General features: G+C 63.8%; 17 protein-coding genes. 15 read left to right on the plus strand and 2 right to left on the minus strand.

The window, feature by feature from the left end; genetic code table 11:
* Positions 1 to 50: 50 nt before the first annotated feature.
* Positions 51 to 1,055: an N-acetylglucosamine kinase gene (locus ACFPB1_RS24005; protein WP_379228691.1), complete on the minus strand. Its 1,005-nt coding sequence runs from the start codon at positions 1,053 to 1,055 to the stop codon at positions 51 to 53.
* On the minus strand, positions 1,055 to 2,359 hold the full coding sequence (locus tag ACFPB1_RS24010) for a 6-phospho-beta-glucosidase (protein WP_379228693.1): 1,305 nt from the start codon (positions 2,357 to 2,359) through the stop codon (positions 1,055 to 1,057). The genes ACFPB1_RS24005 and ACFPB1_RS24010 overlap by 1 nt, the downstream gene beginning before the upstream one ends.
* A 260-nt stretch (positions 2,360 to 2,619) precedes the next feature.
* Between ACFPB1_RS24010 and ACFPB1_RS24015 the strand changes: the two genes are divergently transcribed.
* From ACFPB1_RS24015 to ACFPB1_RS24085, 15 genes are all read left to right on the plus strand, one after another.
* Entirely contained in the window at positions 2,620 to 3,483 is an 864-nt protein-coding gene (locus ACFPB1_RS24015) for a MurR/RpiR family transcriptional regulator (protein WP_379228695.1), read from the plus strand.
* Positions 3,484 to 3,727: 244 nt separating this feature from the next.
* Positions 3,728 to 4,642: an N-acetylmuramic acid 6-phosphate etherase gene (murQ, locus tag ACFPB1_RS24020; protein WP_379228696.1), complete on the plus strand. Its 915-nt coding sequence runs from the start codon at positions 3,728 to 3,730 to the stop codon at positions 4,640 to 4,642.
* Positions 4,643 to 4,693: 51 nt separating this feature from the next.
* Positions 4,694 to 6,142: an ABC transporter substrate-binding protein gene (locus ACFPB1_RS24025; protein WP_379228698.1), complete on the plus strand. Its 1,449-nt coding sequence runs from the start codon at positions 4,694 to 4,696 to the stop codon at positions 6,140 to 6,142.
* A gap of 109 nt (positions 6,143 to 6,251) precedes the next feature.
* A complete protein-coding gene (locus ACFPB1_RS24030) occupies positions 6,252 to 7,157 on the plus strand; it encodes a carbohydrate ABC transporter permease (protein ID WP_379228699.1) in 906 nt (301 codons plus the stop codon).
* 17 nt (positions 7,158 to 7,174) lie between these two features.
* Entirely contained in the window at positions 7,175 to 8,035 is an 861-nt protein-coding gene (locus ACFPB1_RS24035) for a carbohydrate ABC transporter permease (protein ID WP_379228700.1), read from the plus strand.
* Position 8,036: 1 nt separating this feature from the next.
* Positions 8,037 to 9,347 (plus strand): anhydro-N-acetylmuramic acid kinase, encoded by a 1,311-nt coding sequence (locus tag ACFPB1_RS24040; protein WP_379228701.1) that lies wholly within the window; start codon positions 8,037 to 8,039, stop codon positions 9,345 to 9,347.
* Positions 9,348 to 9,421: 74 nt separating this feature from the next.
* Positions 9,422 to 11,005, plus strand: a complete 1,584-nt coding sequence (nagZ, locus tag ACFPB1_RS24045; protein WP_379228702.1) for a beta-N-acetylhexosaminidase — start codon at positions 9,422 to 9,424, stop codon at positions 11,003 to 11,005.
* A gap of 21 nt (positions 11,006 to 11,026) precedes the next feature.
* Positions 11,027 to 11,947 carry an N-acetylglucosamine kinase gene (locus ACFPB1_RS24050; protein ID WP_379228704.1) on the plus strand — a complete coding sequence of 307 codons (921 nt, stop codon included), beginning with the start codon at positions 11,027 to 11,029 and terminating at the stop codon, positions 11,945 to 11,947.
* Between the two features lie 262 nt (positions 11,948 to 12,209).
* On the plus strand, positions 12,210 to 12,992 hold the full coding sequence (locus ACFPB1_RS24055) for a hypothetical protein (protein ID WP_379228705.1): 783 nt from the start codon (positions 12,210 to 12,212) through the stop codon (positions 12,990 to 12,992).
* A gap of 617 nt (positions 12,993 to 13,609) precedes the next feature.
* Positions 13,610 to 14,347 carry a Bax inhibitor-1/YccA family membrane protein gene (locus ACFPB1_RS24060; RefSeq protein ID WP_379228706.1) on the plus strand — a complete coding sequence of 246 codons (738 nt, stop codon included), beginning with the start codon at positions 13,610 to 13,612 and terminating at the stop codon, positions 14,345 to 14,347.
* A gap of 130 nt (positions 14,348 to 14,477) precedes the next feature.
* The gene (locus ACFPB1_RS24065; RefSeq protein WP_379228707.1) at positions 14,478 to 14,927 is read left to right on the plus strand and encodes a hypothetical protein; all 450 of its coding nucleotides are present in this window, start codon (positions 14,478 to 14,480) and stop codon (positions 14,925 to 14,927) included.
* Positions 14,928 to 15,352: 425 nt separating this feature from the next.
* Positions 15,353 to 16,486: a galactonate dehydratase gene (gene dgoD / locus ACFPB1_RS24070; protein WP_379228708.1), complete on the plus strand. Its 1,134-nt coding sequence runs from the start codon at positions 15,353 to 15,355 to the stop codon at positions 16,484 to 16,486.
* Positions 16,487 to 16,801: 315 nt separating this feature from the next.
* Positions 16,802 to 18,277 carry a protein adenylyltransferase SelO gene (locus ACFPB1_RS24075; RefSeq protein ID WP_379228709.1) on the plus strand — a complete coding sequence of 492 codons (1,476 nt, stop codon included), beginning with the start codon at positions 16,802 to 16,804 and terminating at the stop codon, positions 18,275 to 18,277.
* Between the two features lie 184 nt (positions 18,278 to 18,461).
* Positions 18,462 to 18,944, plus strand: coding sequence for a hypothetical protein (locus ACFPB1_RS24080; protein ID WP_379228710.1), 483 nt, complete (start codon positions 18,462 to 18,464; stop codon positions 18,942 to 18,944).
* A gap of 210 nt (positions 18,945 to 19,154) precedes the next feature.
* The gene (locus ACFPB1_RS24085) at positions 19,155 to 19,559 is read left to right on the plus strand and encodes an acyl-CoA thioesterase (protein WP_379228711.1); all 405 of its coding nucleotides are present in this window, start codon (positions 19,155 to 19,157) and stop codon (positions 19,557 to 19,559) included.
* Positions 19,560 to 19,684 lie beyond the last annotated feature (125 nt).

Genomic DNA, 19,684 nt, shown 5'->3' on the forward strand with positions numbered 1-19,684 from the left:
CGCCAGCGCCCCCGCGCCCGGCGCCAGCGCCCCCGCGCCCGGCGCGCCCGCTACGGCCGCCCCGCCACGCTGGCGATGACGGCCCGGCGCATCTCCGCGCCGGCCGGCCGGCCGTGCTCGAGCTCCAGCGCCCACAGCACGGCGCCGGTCGCCGGCGGCACCTGCAGCACGACGTAGCTGCAGGGGCGCGGCGACAACGCGGCGACATGCCGCTTGAACCACTCGAGCAGGAGAGGGCTCTCCGCCTTGACCCAGACGGAGCCGGCCAGCACGACGTCGACCGGCTCGTCGCCGAAGTCCAGATGCGTCAGGCAGCCGGCGACGGACCGGGCGAGCTGCTCCGCCGAATGCGCGACGATCGCGACGGCGGCTTCGTCGCCCGCGTCCGCGGCGGCGAACAGAATCCGCATGAGCGCCGTGTTCGGCAGCGCGCGCTTGACGGAGCCTTCCACGGCGTACTCCATGAACCGCTCGCGCGCCGGCACCTCGAGCAGCGCCAGCACCGGCTCCGTCATCGCCGTCGCCGGCCCGAGCCGGTACAGGGCGTCGTACACGGCCCGCAGCACCCGCCGCGCGAGGTAAAAGCCGCCGGCCTCGTCGCCGGCCAGCTCGCTGCCGACGCCGCCGATCTGCAGGCGGCTGCCGTCCGGGGCGATCCCGCCGGCCACGGTGCCGGAGCCGTTGATCGAGCAGACGCCGTACCCGCGGGCGCTGCCGGCCTTCACGCCGAGGAACGAGTCGTTGTCCACGGCGTACCGCGCGAACCCGAGCCGCATGACGACGCGGCCGAGCTGCTCTTTCTGCGACGGGATATCCGCGCCGGCGAGGCCGAACGCACCCGCGGCGACGTCGGCCATCGTCAGCCCGTTGCGCCCGAGCAGCTGTCGGAGCTGCGCGTCCATGACCCGGAAGGCGCCATCGTAGCCGTCCGGGAACCGCTCATGGCTGCATGTGCCGGCATTCAGATAATCGACGAACCGGCCGTCCAGACCGAACAGAAAATAATCGGTCTTGCTGTTGCCGCCGTCGACCCCGATGACGTACCGGGCGTCCATCAGACGCGCGCCTCTGACTGGAAGAACTGCGGCAGGTATGCCTTATGCGCTTCCTTCAGCTCGTCGAAGGCACCGCGGGCCGCGTGGTAGTCGCCGACCAGCGGATTCATCAGCAGCGCGCGCATCGCCGCGTCCTCGTCGCCCGAGACGGCGGCGGCGACGGTCTCGCGCTCGTACGCCTTCACCATCCGCATGTAGTCGATGATGTGCGGATTGTCGAAGCCCTCGATCCGGATCGGCTTCGCGCCATCCTTGCCGACGACCGCGCACACTTCGACCGCGTCCTCGTCGCGCATGAAGTCGAGCGCGCCGTGATTGAGCAAGTTGACGACATGAACCTCCTGCTTGTCGTTGTGGATGGCGTCGACGAGGCTGATGGCGACCTCGGAATAGTTGGCGCCGCCGCGGGAGGCGAGCAGCTCCGGCTTGGCATGCAGCTCGGCGTCGGCGTAGAGGCCGAGCAGCTCTTCTTCGATCCGGATGCATTTCTCGCCGCGGGACAGCTCCATGTCCTTGACGATTTGCAGCTTCTTGTCTTTGAAATAGTAATATTCCAGGTAAGAGGACGGAATCGCGCCCGCCATCCGGATCACGTCCTTGCTGAAGCCGCTCGCCGGAATGTTCTTCATCGTCTCGCCGTTCAGGCCCATCTCGAGCGCGGATTCCAAGTAATCCTTGCCGTCCTGCTCGATGCCGGTAATCCAGCTGAGATGGTTGAGGCCGACGTACTCGATGTTCGGGCGGTCGAGGCCGAGCGTTTCGCGGATGCTCTTGAACATGTTGTACGGCACGTTGCAGAGGCCGAGCATCTTCACGTCCGTATGATTCAGGATGGCCTCCGTGATGATGCCGGCGGGGTTGGAGAAATTGATCAGCCACGCGTCCGGGCAGAGAGCCTTCATCCGCTCCGCGATTTGCAGCATGACGGGAATGGTGCGCATAGCCTTGAAGAAGCCGCCGATGCCGCAGGTCTCCTGGCCGATAAGGCCGTACTTGAGCGGAATCTTCTCGTCGAGCACGCGCGCGGGAAGCTTGCCGACGCGAATCTGGCCGAGCACGAAGTCGGCGCCGCGCAGCGCCTCGTCGAGATCTTGCGTCCTCGTGACGCGGCATGGCATGTCCGCGGCAGCTATCATGCGTTCGCACAGCTCCCCGACGATGCGCAGCTTGCGCTCGTCGATGTCCATCAAGACGAGCTCGCCGATGGGCAGAACGGCCTTGCGCTTGATCATGCCTTCGATGAGCTCGGGCGTATACGTGCTTCCGGAACCGATAATGGCGATTTTGAGGCTTGCTTTGGTCATGGAATCCACTCCTGTTCGCGTCCTGCCGGCAGCCGCAGATAAGCGGTGCCGATTCGAGGCCATTATAGCACGGAGGCTCCCCCTCAACAATAAAAAATAGATTTTAAATTTCACTATGAATTTTTGTTTTGAAATAAAATTTTTGATCTCGCAATTCGAAAGGCGGCATCAATCGTCGTTTTTCCCTTGTGTTTTGCCATCAATCCGCTTAAGATAAGAGTGAATTTCGAGAGGACAAACTAGGCGGGTAGGGACGGGACATGGCGATAAACGACAACATTTTGATCAAGATACGGGACATGAAGGACAGCATGACGCCCGTTGAAAAGCTGGTTGCCGATTTCATCTTGGAGAATACGGACGAAGTGCCGCATCTCTCGATCAAGAGCCTTGCCCAAATGAGCAAGACGAGCGACGCCTCCGTACTTCGCTTCTGCAAAACGCTGGGTTACAGCGGCTATCGCAGCTTCATCGTCAGCATCTCGGCTTCGCTCGGCTCCAGGGACGAGGAACAGAAGGACCAATATACGGACATTCAACCCGGCGACGATCTGCCCATTATCATTTCCAACATCGCCAGGAACAACATCAAGTCCATCGAGGATACGCTCAGCGTCATCGACCGCGGTCAGGTGACGAAGGCCGTGAAGGTGCTGCGCGAAAGCAGCCGGATCGTCTTCTTCGGCGTCGGCGCCTCGGGCATCGTCTGCCGGGACGCGGAGCAGAAGTTCAGCCGCATCAACAAGATGTGCCACGCGTACACCGACAGCCACAGCCAGCTGACCGCGGCCACGCTGCTCGGCAAAGGCGACGTCGCGTTCTTCGTCTCGAACTCCGGCGACACGGTCGAAATTCTCGACGCGCTGGAGCTGGCGAGGAAGAACGGGGCGACGACGATCGCGATCACCAAGTACAACAAGAGCGAGCTGGCGAATCAATCGGACATTCTGCTCAGCATTTCCACGCCGGAGCTGACGATGCGCAGCGGCGCCATGGGATCGCGGATCGCGATGCTGACGGTCGTCGACATGCTGTTCGCGGGCGTGGCCAGCGCCGAATACCAGCATGTCAAGAAGTACCTCTCCAAGACGCACAATATTTTATCGGGCAAGCACCGCAAGTAGGTGGCGACCGCCGGATGCACGCGGCAAACCGCCGGAAATAAAGGGAAAACGACATGGGATGGCCAGCGCTTGAACATGTCTTTTTTTCGCTTTTGTCCAAAATTTAAAACCGAATAATAATTTTAATGTAAAATTTAATTTCAGAATCTATTGACGGATGTGACGGCTCGACGTAAGATGGGACGTGAGATACAGAAAGAGTGTTAGCTAAACTAACATCACGACTTAAGGTAGGAGAATGGTTATGAACGAATATCTAGCGGGACTGACTACGGAGAAGATTAACCAGGACACGCTGATGATCGACGAATGCACGACCGAGGAGATGGTCCGGCTGCTCAACCAGGAGGACGCCAAGGTGCCGGCCGCGGTCGCTGCGGAAATTCCACGGATCGCGAAAGCGGTTGATATTCTGCACGGGCTGCTGAAGAACGGCGGGCGGATGTTTTACATCGGTGCGGGCACTTCCGGCAGATTAGGGGTGCTCGACGCATCGGAGATTCCGCCGACGTTCGGGACGGACCCGTCGCTGGTGCAAGGATATATTGCCGGCGGGGATATCGCGCTGCGCGTCGCCGTGGAAGGATTCGAAGACAATGCGGAGGAGGGGGTAGCGTTAATCGATCGCTGCGGCGTCACAGAGAAAGACGCGGTGATCGGCATCTCGGCCAGCGGCAGCGCCAGCTTCGTCATCGCCGCGCTGAAGCGGGCGGCCGAGCTCGGCGCGGCGACGATCGGCGTCGTGAACAACAAGGATTCCAGGCTCGAAGCGGCATGCGATGTCTGCATCGCGCCGGTCGTCGGCCCGGAGGCCATCATGGGCTCGACGCGGATGAAGGCGGGTACAGCGACGAAGCTGGTCCTCAACATGCTGACGACTTGTACGATGGTGAAATTAGGCAAGACCTACAACAACCTGATGGTGGATCTGAAAGCCAGCAACATCAAGCTGAACGACCGCTCAGTGCGGATCATTCAGACCGCGACCGGCGCCGACCCGGAGACGGCCGAACGAGCGCTCCGCCAAGCGTCCATGAATTGCAAGCTCGCCATTATGATGATCGTTACCGGTCTGGACGCGGCGGAAGCGGAGCAGGAGCTGGCCCGCAGCGAAGGCAGCCTGAAGGCTGCAATCCGGAATTGCACGAAGGTCGGGTAATAGGTTCGGGCAGGACTTTCTAAAGCAGAATCCTGAAGGAGGATTATTCCTATGAAGACGAAATCCCGTGTGTTGGCATCCGTATTGGCATTGGGTTTATCCGTGACGGCGCTGGCGGCTTGCGGCTCCAATAACGGCGGCAGCGAAGGCGGCGCAAGCAGCGGCGGCAATGCCGGCTCCGGCGGCGCGGCCGAAGAGAAGGACACGATCACGGCGCTCCTGCCGCCGGTATCGCCGAAGTATCAGGATAACTTCGAGCAGATGGCGAAGGATTTCAACGCGCAATATCCGAACCTGACGCTGAAGATCGAACCGGCCAGCTGGGAGGACATGACCCAGAAGCTCGACACGCAGGTCAACGCGGGCAGCCCGCCGGACATCGCGTTCATCGGCTCCGACGGCATTTCCAAGTATGTGCAGCAGGGCATGCTGATGGACATCAAGGACGCCGCGACGGCCGACATGCTCGCGGACTTCGATGCGGCGCCGATGGAATACATGAAGAACGGCGACGGCATCTACGGCTTCCCGGCCTACATGGAAGCGCATGCGCTCGGCGGCAACAAGGAATTCCTCGAGAAAGCCGGCATCGACTACAAGGCGGTGCAGCAGAACGGCTGGACCTACGACGAGTTCCGCGAAGCCATCAAGAAGGGCGTCGTGAAGGAAGGCGGCAAGACGACCCGTTACGGCTTCGTGTTCGCGACCGCGGGCGTCGCGTCCAAGGATTATCTGAACATTCTCGTCAAGAACGCCGGGATGCCGAGCGCGTTCACGACGGATAACAAATACGCGTACACGAGCAAGAACTACCTGGAAGTGCTGAAGGACGTCCGCCAGCTGATCGACGACGGCTCCATGCCGAAGGAGCTCAGCTCTGTGGACGCGGGTAAGCGCTGGAACATGTTCCTGACGGGGCAAACGATGATCACGGGCAAAGGCCTCGCGACGTTCGAGAACTCCGCGAACCAGAACAACGCCAAGATCGACGCGAACGACGGCAGCGCCGTCAAAGGCAGCATCAAAGCGGACTATATCGTGCTCCCGGTTCCGTCCTTCCTCGGCCAGCCGGCGGTAACGTCGGTCGCCGTCGACGGCTACGTGACGTTCCGCGGCAAGAAGGAGCCGTCCGCCGAGCATAAAGCCAACGTCGTCAAAGCGGCGTACTTCCTCGCGAGCGGCAAAGTCGCGGCGGTCACGAACAACGACCTGTTCGTCGCGCATATTACCAAGACCGGCCGTGCCGCGGCCGAAGGCATGACCGTCAACCGCAATCCGGACAACGTGGCGGCGGTCGCGACGCTGCTGTCCCACGCGGCTCCGGCCCGTCCGGACATCCCGGTCGAGCTCGGCGCGAAGGCGATCAAGCTGGAAGACGAAGTCATCGTGCCGAAGCTGCAGGCGCTGCTGGCCGGCGAAATCTCGCCCGAAGACATGTACGATGCCGTGAAAAAAGAAGCCGTCGAAACGTTCGGCGATGACGGCGTCGTGAAGGATTAATCGTCCGCTTCGGACGTCCCCTCGGATAGCCCCCTTGCACCCAAGGCGGCTATCCGAACTCGTTTTACCCCGCATTCCTTGATCCGATCGCCGAAAAGAGGTGCAGCTTATGAACCAACCCGCCAAGAGACCGTTCTTCAAACGCCGGCTGGAAAGCGACAACGGCTGGGGTTACGCCTTCATCGCCGTCGCGCTCGTCGTCTTCGCGCTGTTCACGGCTTATCCGGTTGCCAGCGCCTTCATCATCAGCTTCCAGGACTACAAGCCGCTCGGCTCCACGTTCACCGGCTTCGACAATTACACCGAAACGTTCAAAGACGCCTTGTTCTGGAAATCGATCCGCAACACGATCGTGTACACCGTGCTGACCGTGCCCGTCGCGCTGCTGCTGTCGTTCGGGGTGGCGATTCTCATACTGCCGCTTAAGAAGTGGCTGCAAACGACGTTCAAAGCCGTCTATTACCTGCCTGCGGTCGCATCCGGCGTCGCCCTGTCGGTCGTCTGGCTCTGGATGTTCGACCCGATGGAATCCGGGATCTTCAATAACCTGCTCGGCCTCTTCGGCGCGCATAACCAAAACTGGCTCGGCTCCAGCAGCACGGCGATGTTCTCCCTGGTGCTGATGGCCTGGCTGTCGAGCCACGGCACGAGCATCATCATCTACCTGGCGGCGCTGCTCGGCATCGACACGAGCTATTACGAGGCCGCGGACCTCGACGGCGCGACGTTCCTGCAGAAACTGCGCTACATCGTCGTGCCATGCCTGAAACCGACGACGCTGTTCCTGCTCGTGACGGGCGTCATCGGCTCCTTCCAAGTGTTCCAGAACGCGTACCTGATGACCGGCGGCGGTCCGGACAACGCGACCACGATGGTCGGCCTGCTCATCTTCAACAATGCGTTCAAATATTTCGAGTTCGGCAAGGCAGCCGCGCAGTCGCTCGTTCTGGCGGCGATCATTGCCATCGTTGCGCTGATCCAGTTTAAATTTTTCGGCAAAGAAGTGGAGTACTGAGGAAGGAGGCAACGCCGATGTCGCTGTACAAAAACTACCCGGACCGCAGCATGGCCAAGCGGTTCCGCAACGGCACGATCGTCGTGCTGCTCCTGCTGTTCGCGCTGGCCACGATTTTCCCGATCTACTTCATGATCATCTCGTCGCTCGGCGATCCCGTCGAAGCGGGCGCCATGAGCTATTCGCTGTGGCCGTCCAAGATCTCGTTCGCGTCCTATAAATTCTTCTTCGATTACAGCGCGTATTCGTACCGCTGGCTGCTCAATTCGCTGCTCGTCGCCGGCAGCGTCATGATTTCCAACGTGATCTTCGCCAGCATGGCGGGCTATGCGTTCTCGAAGGTCAAATTCCGCGGCCGGGCGTTCCTGTTCACGCTGCTGCTGATCGCCATGATGATCCCGTACCAGGTGACGCAGGTGCCGCTCTACATTCTGATCGTCAACGTTTTCGAGCTGCAGAACACGTACACCGCGCTGATCGTGCCGGGGCTCGTGACGGTCTACAACATCTTCCTCGCGAAGCAGTTCATGTCCTCGATCCCGAAGGAGATCATCGAGAGCGCCAAGATCGAAGGCTGCAGCCAGTTCCAGATCTACCTGCGGATCATCCTGCCGCTGTCGAAGACCGTGCTCGCGGTCATGGCGATCCTGACGTTCATGGACAGCTGGAACACGTTCTTCTGGCCGTTCCTCGTGACGAACACGATGGACATGCAGACGATTCAGGTCGGGCTCAAAAACTTCCGCTTCGCGAACACGACGTACTTCGCGCCGATGATGGCGGGCGCGACAATCTCCGCCCTGCCGATGTTCGCGCTGTTCTTCAGTCTGCAGCGGTACTTCCTCGAGGGCGTCACCGTCGGCGCGGTCAAGGGCTGACATGGCGGCGGAACGCGCGGAGACGCGCCAAGTCCGATACGTCGTCGGCCTGATGTCGGGCACGTCCGTGGACGGCATCGACGCCGCTGTCGTGCGGATCGTGGACGGTCCGGACGACAGGGGCTTCGAGGGCGGCACTGCGGCCGGCTTCGGAGCCGCGCGCGAAGGTGCGGCTGCAAGCGGAGCCTGTGACGCGGACGGGGATAAGCGCGATGGCGCTCCAAGGCGCGGGCGGCCGGCGGCAGAGTTGGTCGCGTTCGCGAACACGCCGTTCCCGGCGCGGGTGCGGGAGGAGATCTTCGCGCTGTTCGACCCGGCACGCGCAACGGTCGACCGGGTCGGCCGGATGAATGTCCGGCTCGGGGAGCTCTACGCCGAGGCGGCGCTCGCGGTCATCGCGGCCGCGGGCTTGACGCCGGCGGACATCGCGGTCGTCGGCTCGCACGGGCAGACGATCTACCATGCGCCGGAGCCGTATCTCGAAGACGGCCGAGACCTGCGCTTCACGGTGCAGATCGGCGAAGGCGCGGTCATCGCGGCGCGGACGGGCCTCCCGTGCGTCTCCGATTTCCGCGTGGCGGACATGGCCGTCGGCGGGCAGGGCGCGCCGCTCGTGCCGTTCACGGAATATTTGCTGTACCGCGAGCCGAATCGGACGCTGCTGCTGCAGAACATCGGCGGCATCGGCAACATGACCGTGCTGCCGGCGGGCGGCGGCGCGGATGACGTGTTCGCGTTCGATACGGGACCGGGCAACATGCTGATCGACGGCGTCGTGTCGCGACTAACCGGCGGAGCGCGGACGATGGACGCCGGCGGCGAGCTCGCCCGCGCGGGGCGCGTCGACGGCGCGCTGCTCGAGCGGCTGAAGCGCGAGCCGTATTACGCGCAGCCCTTACCGAAATCGACGGGCCGCGAACGGTTCGGCGCCGCCTATGTCGAGGCGCTGCTGGCGTACGCGCGCGAGCATGGCATCGCGGGCGCGGATCTCGTCGCGACCGTGACGATGCTCACGGCCTGGTCCATCGGCGACGCGTACCGGCGGTTCGTCCTGCCGAAGCGGGCGGCGGACGTTCTGCTGGTCGGCGGCGGCGGGAGCTACAACCCGGCGCTGATCGGGATGCTGAAGGAGGAGCTGGCGCCGCACGGCGTGCAGGTGCTCGTTCAGGAGGACGTCGGAGGCAGCAGCGATGCGAAGGAAGCGGTGGCGTTCGCGCTCCTGGCCGATTACGCGATCGCGCGGCGGACGAACAATCTGCCGAACGTGACCGGGGCGTCACGGCCCGTCGTCATGGGCAAGATTTCGTATTAGGCATTAGGGCTGCGGCGCGGCGGCCCGGAAGCGGGCGTATCATCTGTATGAGGATGTAAGAGGAGGCAAGCGGCATGAAGGCAATCCCGTTGCGGGCGAAGATCGGCCAACTGATCGCCACCGGGTTTCCGGCGGCGGCGATGACCGGCGACCTGAAGCGTCTCATCACGGACTATAAGATCGGCAACATCATTCTATTCTCGCATAACGTGGCGGACAAATCGCAGCTTGGCGCGCTGTGCGCCGAGCTGCAGCGGACCATCGCGGCGGCAACCGGCTATCCCGCGCTCATCGCCATCGACCAGGAGGGCGGGCGCGTCACGCGGCTGCCGGCCGACGCGTCGAACGTGCCCGGCGCGATGGCAATCGCCGCGACCGGCCGTCCGGAGAACGCGTACGCCGCGGGCCGGCTGACGGCGCGCGAGCTGCGCGCGCTCGGCATCAACTTCAACCTGGCGCCGGTGCTGGATATCAACAATAATAAGGCGAATCCCGTCATCAACGTGCGGTCCTACGGCGACGCGGCGGAGACGGTCGAGGCGTTCGCGCTGCCGATGCTGCGCGGCTTGAAGGACGAAGGCGTGCTGGCCGCCGTGAAGCATTTTCCGGGCCATGGCGACACGGCCGTCGATTCGCATCTCGGGCTGCCGGTCATCGACAAGACGCTCGCGGAGCTGCGGGAGCTGGAGCTGAAGCCGTTCCGCGCGGCGATCGCGGCGGGCGCCGAGGCGATCATGAGCTCGCATATTCTGTTCCCGCGCGTCGAGGCGGAACGCGTGCCGGCGACGATGTCGCGGACGGTGATCACGGATCTGCTGAAGCGGGAGCTGGGCTTCGACGGGCTCGTCGTCTCCGATTGCCTCGAGATGGACGCGATCAAGGCATATTACGGCACCGCCCGCGGCGCGCTGGGCGCGCTGAAGGCCGGCGTGCATCTGCTCTTCATCAGCCATACGCCGGCGCTCGTCATGGAAGCGGCGGAGCTGATCGAGCAGGCGGTGTCCTCCGGCGAGCTGGCGGAGTCCGTCATCGACGACGCGCTGGCGAAGGTGCTGGCGTACAAGGCGAAGTATGCCATGGGGACACCCGGCGTCGGGGCGGAGCTCGCCGTCGTCGGCTGCGACGTTCACCGCCGCGCGGTCGCGGCGATGAGCCGGGAGAGCATCTGCCGTGTCGGCGGCGAGGTTCGGACCGTGCGCGCTGGCAGCGGCGATACACTCTTCGTCGGCACCTTGCCGTATCGGACGGACCAGGCGTCGAGCCTCGCGAAGGCGGGGCTGTCGTTCCCGGCGGCGATGGGCGCGGCGTTCGATGCGCCCATCGCCGAGATCGGAATCGATCCCGGCGAGGCGGAGATCGAGCGGGCGTTGGCGCTCGCGGCAGGGTGCGCGCATGTCGTCGTCGGATTGTATCACGCACGCGAGTATCCCGGGCAGCTGAAGCTGATGGAGCGGTTGGCCACAAGCGGCAAGTCCGTGACGGCGGTCGCGCTCGGCAAGCCGTACGACCTCGGGGCGCTGCCGGCCGGCGCGTGCGGCCTCGCCGCCTTCGACTATACACCGCTCGCGCTCGATTCGCTGATCGCAATCTTGCAGGGCAGCGTCGAGCCGGCGGGACGGATTCCGCTCGCGGGCTTCGCGGGCGCGGTGCGGCAATAACGGAGGGAAGGACGTGGGACGATGAGATACGTGGCCGGATTGGACGGCGGCGGCACCAAGACCGCGGTGACCGTCGCCGACGAGCGCGGACGCGCGGTGCATCGGTTTACGGCTGGCGCGATCAATTATAACGGGCAGGACGAGGCGAGCGTTCGGCAGAGCCTGCATGCGATCATGGCGGAGATCGCGAAAGCGTGCGGCGGACTCGAGCGGCTCGCGTACGTCTGCATCGGCGCGGCGGGCGTGAGCAATCCCGCCGTGCAGGAGCGGTTGACCGCGGACGTCCGGGAAGGCGGCTATGCCGGCGGGCTTCTCATTACCGGCGATCACGAGACCGCGCTGTGCGGCGCGCTGGACAGCCCCGTCGGCATGATTCTGATCGCGGGCACAGGGTCGATCTGCTTCGGGCGGAACGAAGCCGGCGATACGCACCGGACCGGAGGCTGCGGCTACTTGATCGACGACGAGGGCAGCGGCTACAGCATCGGCCGGGAGCTGCTGACGGCGGCCGTGAAGGCAGCCGACGGCCGGATTCCGCCGACCGTCGTCACCGGACTCGTGTACGAACGGCTCGGCGCGTCGTCGGTCCGCGAGCTCGTCGGGTTCGTGCACGACCCGCGCACGAACAAGAAGGATGTCGCGGCGCTGGCGACACTGCTCACCCCGGCCTGCGACGCCGGCGACGCCGCCGCGCTCGCGATCGTGAACAAGAGCGCCGCGGCGCTGCTCGAGCTCGTCGGGCCGGTGGCCGAGCGGCTCGCCATGCCAGACGGCCGGCTCGTGCTGGCCGGCAGCGTGCTGCAAAAGAACGCGTACGTCCGCGGCGCATTCGCGGCGCTGCTGGAGCAGGCATATCCCGCGATGCGGTGCGCGGCCGCCCCGGCCGACGCGTCCGCGGGCGCGGTGCGCATGGCGCTGCTTGCGCTGGATACGGAAGCGTAACGGGAAAGCCGCCGGCGGGATGCCGGCGGCTTTCCGTTTGTCCCGCTCGGTCCGAAACGGCCCGCGCCGCGCGCGATTCTGGGGCCAGCACGCGAAAACGCGCTCCGGCGGAAGCAAGGAAAGGGATTGGCGGGCGCTTTCGTCGAATAGGATTGGATAAATGCCGGATGGAGACTGGATGAACGCTGGACAACGGCGGCTGATACGCAAGCGCCCTAAATCGGGCAGAGGGAGTGGGAACACCCTAAAGGAGGCGATCGAATTGCTGCTGGGCGCCATTCGCAAATTGCCGGGTTATCCGCTGCTGGTTGGTCTTCCGGTGGCCCTCGACGGGCTGTCGGTGCTCGCCGGCATTGTGATGAACGGGTTTCAAGGAAGTCCGCACGTGACGTTCAAGCTCACCTTCCAGATGGGCATGCCGTCGGTGAGCGCCGTGACGGAGCAGCGCTTCATGGCCGGCACCGTGCAGCTGGGTGCGTCCGGCGGCCTGCCCGCCGGAAGCGCGGCAACCGCGCTGCTCGTGCTGATTCTATTCTTGCTGGTTCAGGCATTCGTCCAGGGCGGCTACATCGGCCTGCTGCGCGATGCGGCGGCGGGACGGCCGCTTACGCTTGCGGCGTTCCGCGCTTACGGCGCGCGGTATTTCATGCGGTTTTTGCTGCTCAATCTCCTCGTGCTGGCGGCTATCCTGACCGGGGGCGCTGTGGCCGTGCTCTTGTTCCGCGTGGGGGGCGCCGTCGTAATCCTGCTGGCTTTCCTTATTTTGCGCGTTTGGTTTGTCTATCTGGAATTTACGCTCGTTGCCAAAAACTGCGGCATACTCAAAGCGTTCCCCCTGGCGCTGGGGTCGTTCAAACGGCGCACGCGGGCGACGACGAGCCTGATCGTCAAGTCGGTGCTCCTGAACGTCCTGTTCGGGCTGCTCGTCAATGCACTGTGGGTGTCGTTCTTCTTCTTCCTGCTCTTGTTCTTGTACGATTATCTATTCGCCGGGATGCAGCTCGCGTTCATGGAGGAATACGAGCGGATTGAGAGGGGCGGCTGAGGCCGGGGCTGAGGCGCATATGCGCCTCAGCCAGTCGCCGGCGTTTCGGCCTCGTCTTTATGTAAGCACAATAGCTATACGAGTGAGTTTCGCGGCCAGGAGATCCGCTATTTGCTCGTTTTAGGCTCTTTTTGACGTTTGGCGGCCATACGTTCCGCTATTCGTCCAATTCGATGCCGGAGTCACGCCAAAACTGCGCAATAGCTGCTCCTGTGTCCGCCAAAATGGCGAAAGCCCGCATTTGTTCGAAATAACGGCTCTCATGGCCGCCAACTATGCCCACCCGTCGATAGGCAACCCGAGTAATCTATATAGATGGGGAAGTGCGCCAAATGAACGCCAGAGGGTGATGGAGTAACCTACATAGGTGCGAAATTGCGCCGAATGAGCGCAAGAGAGTGAAGGAGTAACCTACATAGGTGCAAAAGTACGCCGAATGAGCGCAAGAGGGTGATGGAGTAAAATGTAACCTACATGGCCGGGAAAGCGTGCCGATAGCCGCTTCGGCTGCGCTTTGCCTGCGCCGCCTTCCTATCATCCCTTGCAATCAGGTATAGCGCGGCGCGGGACGGGCATATGCTATAATCAGGAAAAAATGACAATGGGGTGGTTCTTGAATGATAGGCCGCAGCGGCAATCCAACCTTGAACGACAAGACGTTCGACCGGCACGGGTCCTATTCCGGATCCGGCCGCATGACGATTAACGGCACCGTGAACAAAACGTTCATCACGCTCGCGGTGCTGCTCGGGGCGGCGTTCGCCGTCTGGAACCAGTATTTCAAAGGGCTCGACGTCGTGCCCTTCGCGATCGGCGGGGCGATCGGCGGTCTGATCTGCGCGCTCGTCATCAGCTTCGCGCCGCGCACGGCGCCGGTGCTCGTGCCGGTCTACGCGGCGCTAGAGGGCGCGTTCCTCGGCGCGCTGAGCGCGCAGTACGAGCACGCGTACGGCGGCATCACGATGCAAGCGGCGCTGATCACGGTATGCGTGTTCTTCGCGCTGCTCGCGGCGTACAAGACGCGGATCATCCGGGCGACCGAGAACTTCAAGCTCGGCGTCTTCGCGGCCACGGCCGGCATCGCGCTCGTGTACCTCGCCAGCTTCGTGCTGGGGCTGTTCGGCGTTACCGTGCCGTACCTGCACGACAACAGCCTGGTCGGCATCGGCATTTCGCTCGTCATCGTCGCCGTCGCAGCGCTGAACCTCGTGCTGGATTTTGATTTTATCGAGCAAGGAGCGGAACGCGGCGCGCCGAAGTACATGGAATGGTACGGCGCGTTCGGGCTCATCGTGACGCTCGTCTGGCTGTACATCGAAATACTCCGCCTGCTCTCGAAGCTGCGCAGCCGCTAACCGGCCGGCAGCATCACACGGGACGCCATCTCCGGGTGCGCGTCCTTTTTGCATAAATGTTCCTTCCTCGGGGCATCCTCCTCTACGTCGACATGACCGGAATCCGGTCTACCAAGAGGAGGTTATCGGATTGAGCAAAGTTAAAAAATTCTTGTTCGCCAGTCTGCTGACGATGGCATTCGCGCTGGTTCTGCCGCATGGCGCGAGCGCGGAAACGATTCCGATGCTGAAGGACTTGCAGCAGACGTCGGCCAATCAGCTGAAGGTGACGTACGACCAGCCGGTCGACGCCGCCAAAGGCATGAGGCCCGGCAACTATTGGGTGCAAAGCTTGACCGAGACGACGCCGACCGGCATCGCGACGCTCGGCATGAGCGACAGCGTCAGCCCGGCCAACGCGCTGACCGCGGACAAGGTTACGATCACGCCGGCGGACACGACGGGCTCGAGCTTTTTGCTGACGTTCAACCAAAACATCCCGACGGCCAAGTCCTATAAGCTGATCATCTGCTACGTGACCGTGCCGAACGCGCCGCCGTACAGCGGCGGCAACGGGTCGCGGACGTTCGTCGGCAAGTAGCGGCGCGGCCGGTTGAACCGGCGGCCTCGCATCGAACCCGGCGAAGCGCCGCCGCAGCGATGACCGCCGCGGCGCTTCACCGCTTCCTGCCGGCAGCCTGCACACCGGCGCGCCAGAAAAAGCTCCGTTTCCCCCGCGCGAAGGGGTAACGGAGCTTTTGGCGTTCACCCGCTTCCGCGTTCACCCGCTTCCGCGTACAACCGCCTCCGTACATGGAAAAAAGAAAATGAAGACCCGGCCCGATAGGGATGACAGGAATCAGGGCCGGTTATGTCGTATAGAGCCTACATACCCGCCTGCTCTTCACGGCGTAAAGAAAGCGCTTCGAATGACGGGGGGACCAGCATGAATCGGCAGACGAGTGACGGACGGAAGAACGAGCGACGAAGGACGAATCCAACCATCGCAAGAGGAGACGAACCGTTATGAAAATCACCGACATGAAGCTGTATCACGTGAAGCCGCGCTGGCTGTTTCTGAAAATCGAGACCGATGAAGGCATCTCCGGCTGGGGCGAGCCGATCGTCGAAGGCCGCGCGCTGACCGTCGCGACCGCGGTGGAGGAACTGAAGCGCTATCTCGTCGGGCAGGACCCGCTGCGCATCGAGCATCATTGGCAGATCATGTACCGCGGCACGTTTTACCGCGGCGGCCCGGTGCTAGTGAGCGCGATCAGCGGCATCGAGCAGGCGCTGTGGGACATCAAGGGCAAGTTCTACAACATGCCCGTCTACGAAATGCTCGGCGGCAAAGTCCGCGAGACGATCCGCATGTACAGCCACTGTGGCGGCGAGACGCCGGAGGCCATCGCGGCGAACGCGAAGAAGCGCATGGAGCAGGGCTTTAACGCGATCAAGATCGGCATCGACGCGCCGGTGCGCCAAGTGGACTCGCTCGCCTTCGTGGAGCGCGTCGTCGCGAAGTTCGCGGCCATCCGCGAAGCGGCCGGCAGCGGCCTCGACATCGCCATCGATTTCCACGGGCGCGTCAGCCCCGCGATGTCGATCCGGCTCGCCGCCGCGCTGGAGCCGTATTATCCGATGTTCATCGAGGAGCCGGTGCTGCCGGAGAACGTCGATGCGCTCGTGCGCGTCGCGCAGTCGACGAGCATCCCGATCGCGGCAGGCGAACGGCTGTTCACGCGCTGGGGCTTCCGCGAAGCGCTGGAGAAGGGCGCCGTCGCCATCGTCCAGCCGGACCTCTGCCATGCCGGCGGCATCTTCGAGGGCCGCAAAATCGCGGCGATGGCCGAGGTGCACTACGCCTCCGTGGCGCCGCACAACCCGCTCGGGCCGATCTCGCTGGCGTCGTGCCTGCAGCTCGACGCCTGCACGCCGAACTTCCTCATCCAAGAGCATCCGTCGATGGCGGAGAAATGGGATCTCGGCGAAGGCTACCTGAAGCGTCCGTTCGTCGTGGAGAACGGCAGCGTCGCCGTGCCGCAAGGCCCCGGCCTCGGCATCGAGATCAACGAGGAAGCGCTGGCCGAACGCGGCTACGCCGGCGACTGGGACACGCCAAGGCTGGCTTATGAGGACGGTTCGTTCGCGGAGTGGTGAGCGAGGGGCCGCACTTCGTAATTGAAGGGCGTAATCATGAATACAATTCGAAAGGACGAAAGCTGTATTCGGGATGCCCGCCAAGCGCGGGGCACCGGAACGGCTTTTTTCCGCGTTCCGCGCCCGGAGGCTTCCGTGTGAGGGACCATGCATGCTTGCCTGCGGGCGAATCTCGCAAGCGGTTCCGCCTGTCGAAAGAGCCTCTACCGCGATAATAGCCGGTCGTTTAGCGGATTTGCGCGGAGGCGCGCCTTCCGGGCGCGGAACGGGTATAATAAGGGAACGATACCGACGAAGCAGGAAGAAGGAGATCGCATGACGACGGAACACGATACGACCGCTGCGGCGGGATGGCATTTCGACAACAGTTACGCGCGGCTGCCGGGCGCATGGTTCGCCGAGCAGGCGCCGACGCGGGTCAGCGCGCCGAAGATCGCGCTGTTCAACGCGCGGTTGGCGGCGGAGCTCGGTCTTAACGCCGATGCGCTGAAGGGCGGGGAAGGCGCCGCGGTCTTCGCCGGCAACCGGGTCCCGGAAGGCGCGCAGCCGATCGCCCAGGCCTACGCGGGCCATCAATTCGGGCATTTCACGATGCTCGGCGACGGGCGGGCCGTGCTGCTAGGCGAGCAGATTACGCCGCGGGGCGAGCGCTTCGACATTCAGCTGAAGGGCGCCGGCCGGACGCCGTATTCCCGCGGCGGCGACGGGCGGGCGGCGCTCGGGCCGATGCTGCGCGAGTATGTGATCAGCGAGGCGATGCACGCGCTCGGCATCCCGACGACGCGCAGCCTCGCTGTGACGACGACGGGCAATGCCGTCATCCGCGAGAGCGAGCTGACCGGCGCGGTGTTGACCCGCGTGGCCGCCAGCCATCTGCGCGTCGGCACGTTCCAGTACGTGTCCGCCGCGCGGCCGGCCGAGGAGCTGCGCATCCTGGTCGACTACGCCCTGGACCGCCACTATCCCGGGCATGACCGCGAAGACAATCCTGCCTTGGCGCTGCTCCGCGGGGTCATCGCCCGGCAGGCCGCGCTCATCGCGAAATGGCAGCTCGCCGGCTTCGTCCACGGCGTCATGAATACGGACAACATGACGATCAGCGGCGAGACGATCGACTACGGCCCATGCGCGTTCATGGACGTCTTCGACATGGCGACGGTGTTCAGCTCGATCGACCGCCAAGGGCGCTACGCCTACGGCAATCAGCCGAAGATCGCGGCATGGAATCTCGCGCGGCTGGCGGAGGCGCTGCTGCCCGTGCTCGCCGAGGACGAGGAGCGGGCGATTGAACTGGCCGAGGAAGCGATCGCCGCGTTCCCGGAGCTGTACCACGGCCGCTGGCTGGCCGGCATGCGGGCGAAGCTCGGCCTGTTCGGCGAAGAAGCGGAGGATGAGGCGCTGGTCCAGGACCTGCTCGAGCTCATGCAGCGGCACCGCGCGGATTACACGGATACGTTCCTTACCCTGACGTTCGCGCGGGCGGCCGGTTCGGCGCTGCTGGAATCGGCCGCGTTCGCCGAGTGGCGCGAGCGCTGGCAGGCCCGTCGCGGCAGGCAGGCGGAGACGGCGGCGGACGCCGAACGGACGATGCGCGCCGCCAATCCCGCAGTCATTCCCCGCAACCATCGGGTGGAGGAGGCGCTCGCGGCGGCGGAGCAGGGCGATTATGGCGTGCTGGAGCGGCTGCTCGCGGCGCTCGCGGACCCTTACGCGCATGCGCCCGAACAAGCCGAGTACGCGGCGCCGCCCGAGCCTGCGGACCGTCCGTACCGGACGTATTGCGGGACGTAACGGCGAAGGTGTGCCTCTCGGCGGCAGGCTGAGCTGGCCGTATCCATAGCGCCCGACCGGCACCCGGACGTTCCTGCTGAAATTACCATTGACGCGCGGGGCCATCTGATTTACGCTCGTAAAAGTGTGCTTTTCATGTCAGGTTTATCACGATGACTTTTACGGCGAAAGGGATGTTGCGCAAATGGTCATTCGGTCGGTCGGCCTCGGTCTTTATATTATGTTCGTTTATTGGCTTTCCTCGCATGCGCCTGGGATGCACATGCTGTTTTTCCCCACGCTCGGCGCCTTCGGGTTTCTGTTCATCACCCGCTCCCCGCGGATGCCGGAGCTGTTCGGCATCGCCGGAGGCGCGGTGCTGTCGTCGACGGTCGGCACGGTCGCCTATGCCCTGCACGGCGGCATGGTTGCCCTGTTTTGCAGTACGCTCGCAATGATTTGGATCGTTCGCGCGCTCAAGCTGAACGCCCCGCCGATCATCGCCGTGTCGCTCATCCCGTTTTTCGCGCATCCCGCGAAGCTGTGGGTCGCGCCCGCGTCGGTCGCGGTGTCGCTCGCCGGCCTGCTCGCGGTCATGGCCTTGGTCTACGCCGTGGAGCGGCTGCTGGCGCGCGCGCCAGCAGCGCTGCCGCTCCGGCAGGGCGTCCGAATGGATGCGGACAATTGAATCGCCTTCCAAACGCCGCCGGCCGCGGCGTTTTTTTGCGTTAGCGGCGCGATGCTGCGAACCGAGCTTCTGCCGCCCTCTCGCACCTTACCGCCGCGTCCGCCGCAGGAAGGCTTTGACATTCGCCGCCCCTCGCGCTAACATAGGTGGCAATCGGGCCGGGAACGCTTGCGCAGGGCGGAGGGCCGGCCGCGAAGGAGCGTGGAAAGCATGGCGGGCGTCAGCCTGGAAATCGTGGTCCGCTCGACGGAGATCGATGTCAACGGCCACGTGAACAACGCCAAATATTTGGAGTATTTGGAATGGGGCCGCGAGGAATGGTACGAGCGCGCGGGCTTGGATTACGACGCGTTCGGCGCGATGGGCATCCGGACGGTGACGGTGAACGTCAACATTAATTATCGCAAGGAATGCCGCCAGGGCGACCAGTTGACTGTGAATACGGAGCCGGAGCGGGCGGGGCGGACGAGCTACGTCCTGAAGCAGGAGATCGTCAACCGGGCGGGGGAGCGGTGCGCGGACGCGATCGTCACGTGCGTGACGATGGACGCGGCGTCGCGGACGAGCCGGCCGCTGCCGGACGCGCTGCGGACGCTCTTCCCGGCGCAGCCCTAAACGCCGTCCGTATCGCATACCCTGAAATAGGCAATCATGGATAGAGGCGGCGCATGATGATTCATGCATCGCCTCTTTACTTGAAATAAGGGATGAATGCCGTTTAAAGCGATCGGGACGAACGC

This window comes from Paenibacillus sp. GCM10023250 (assembly GCF_042653205.1).
GTDB lineage: Bacteria > Bacillota > Bacilli > Paenibacillales > Paenibacillaceae > Paenibacillus_Z.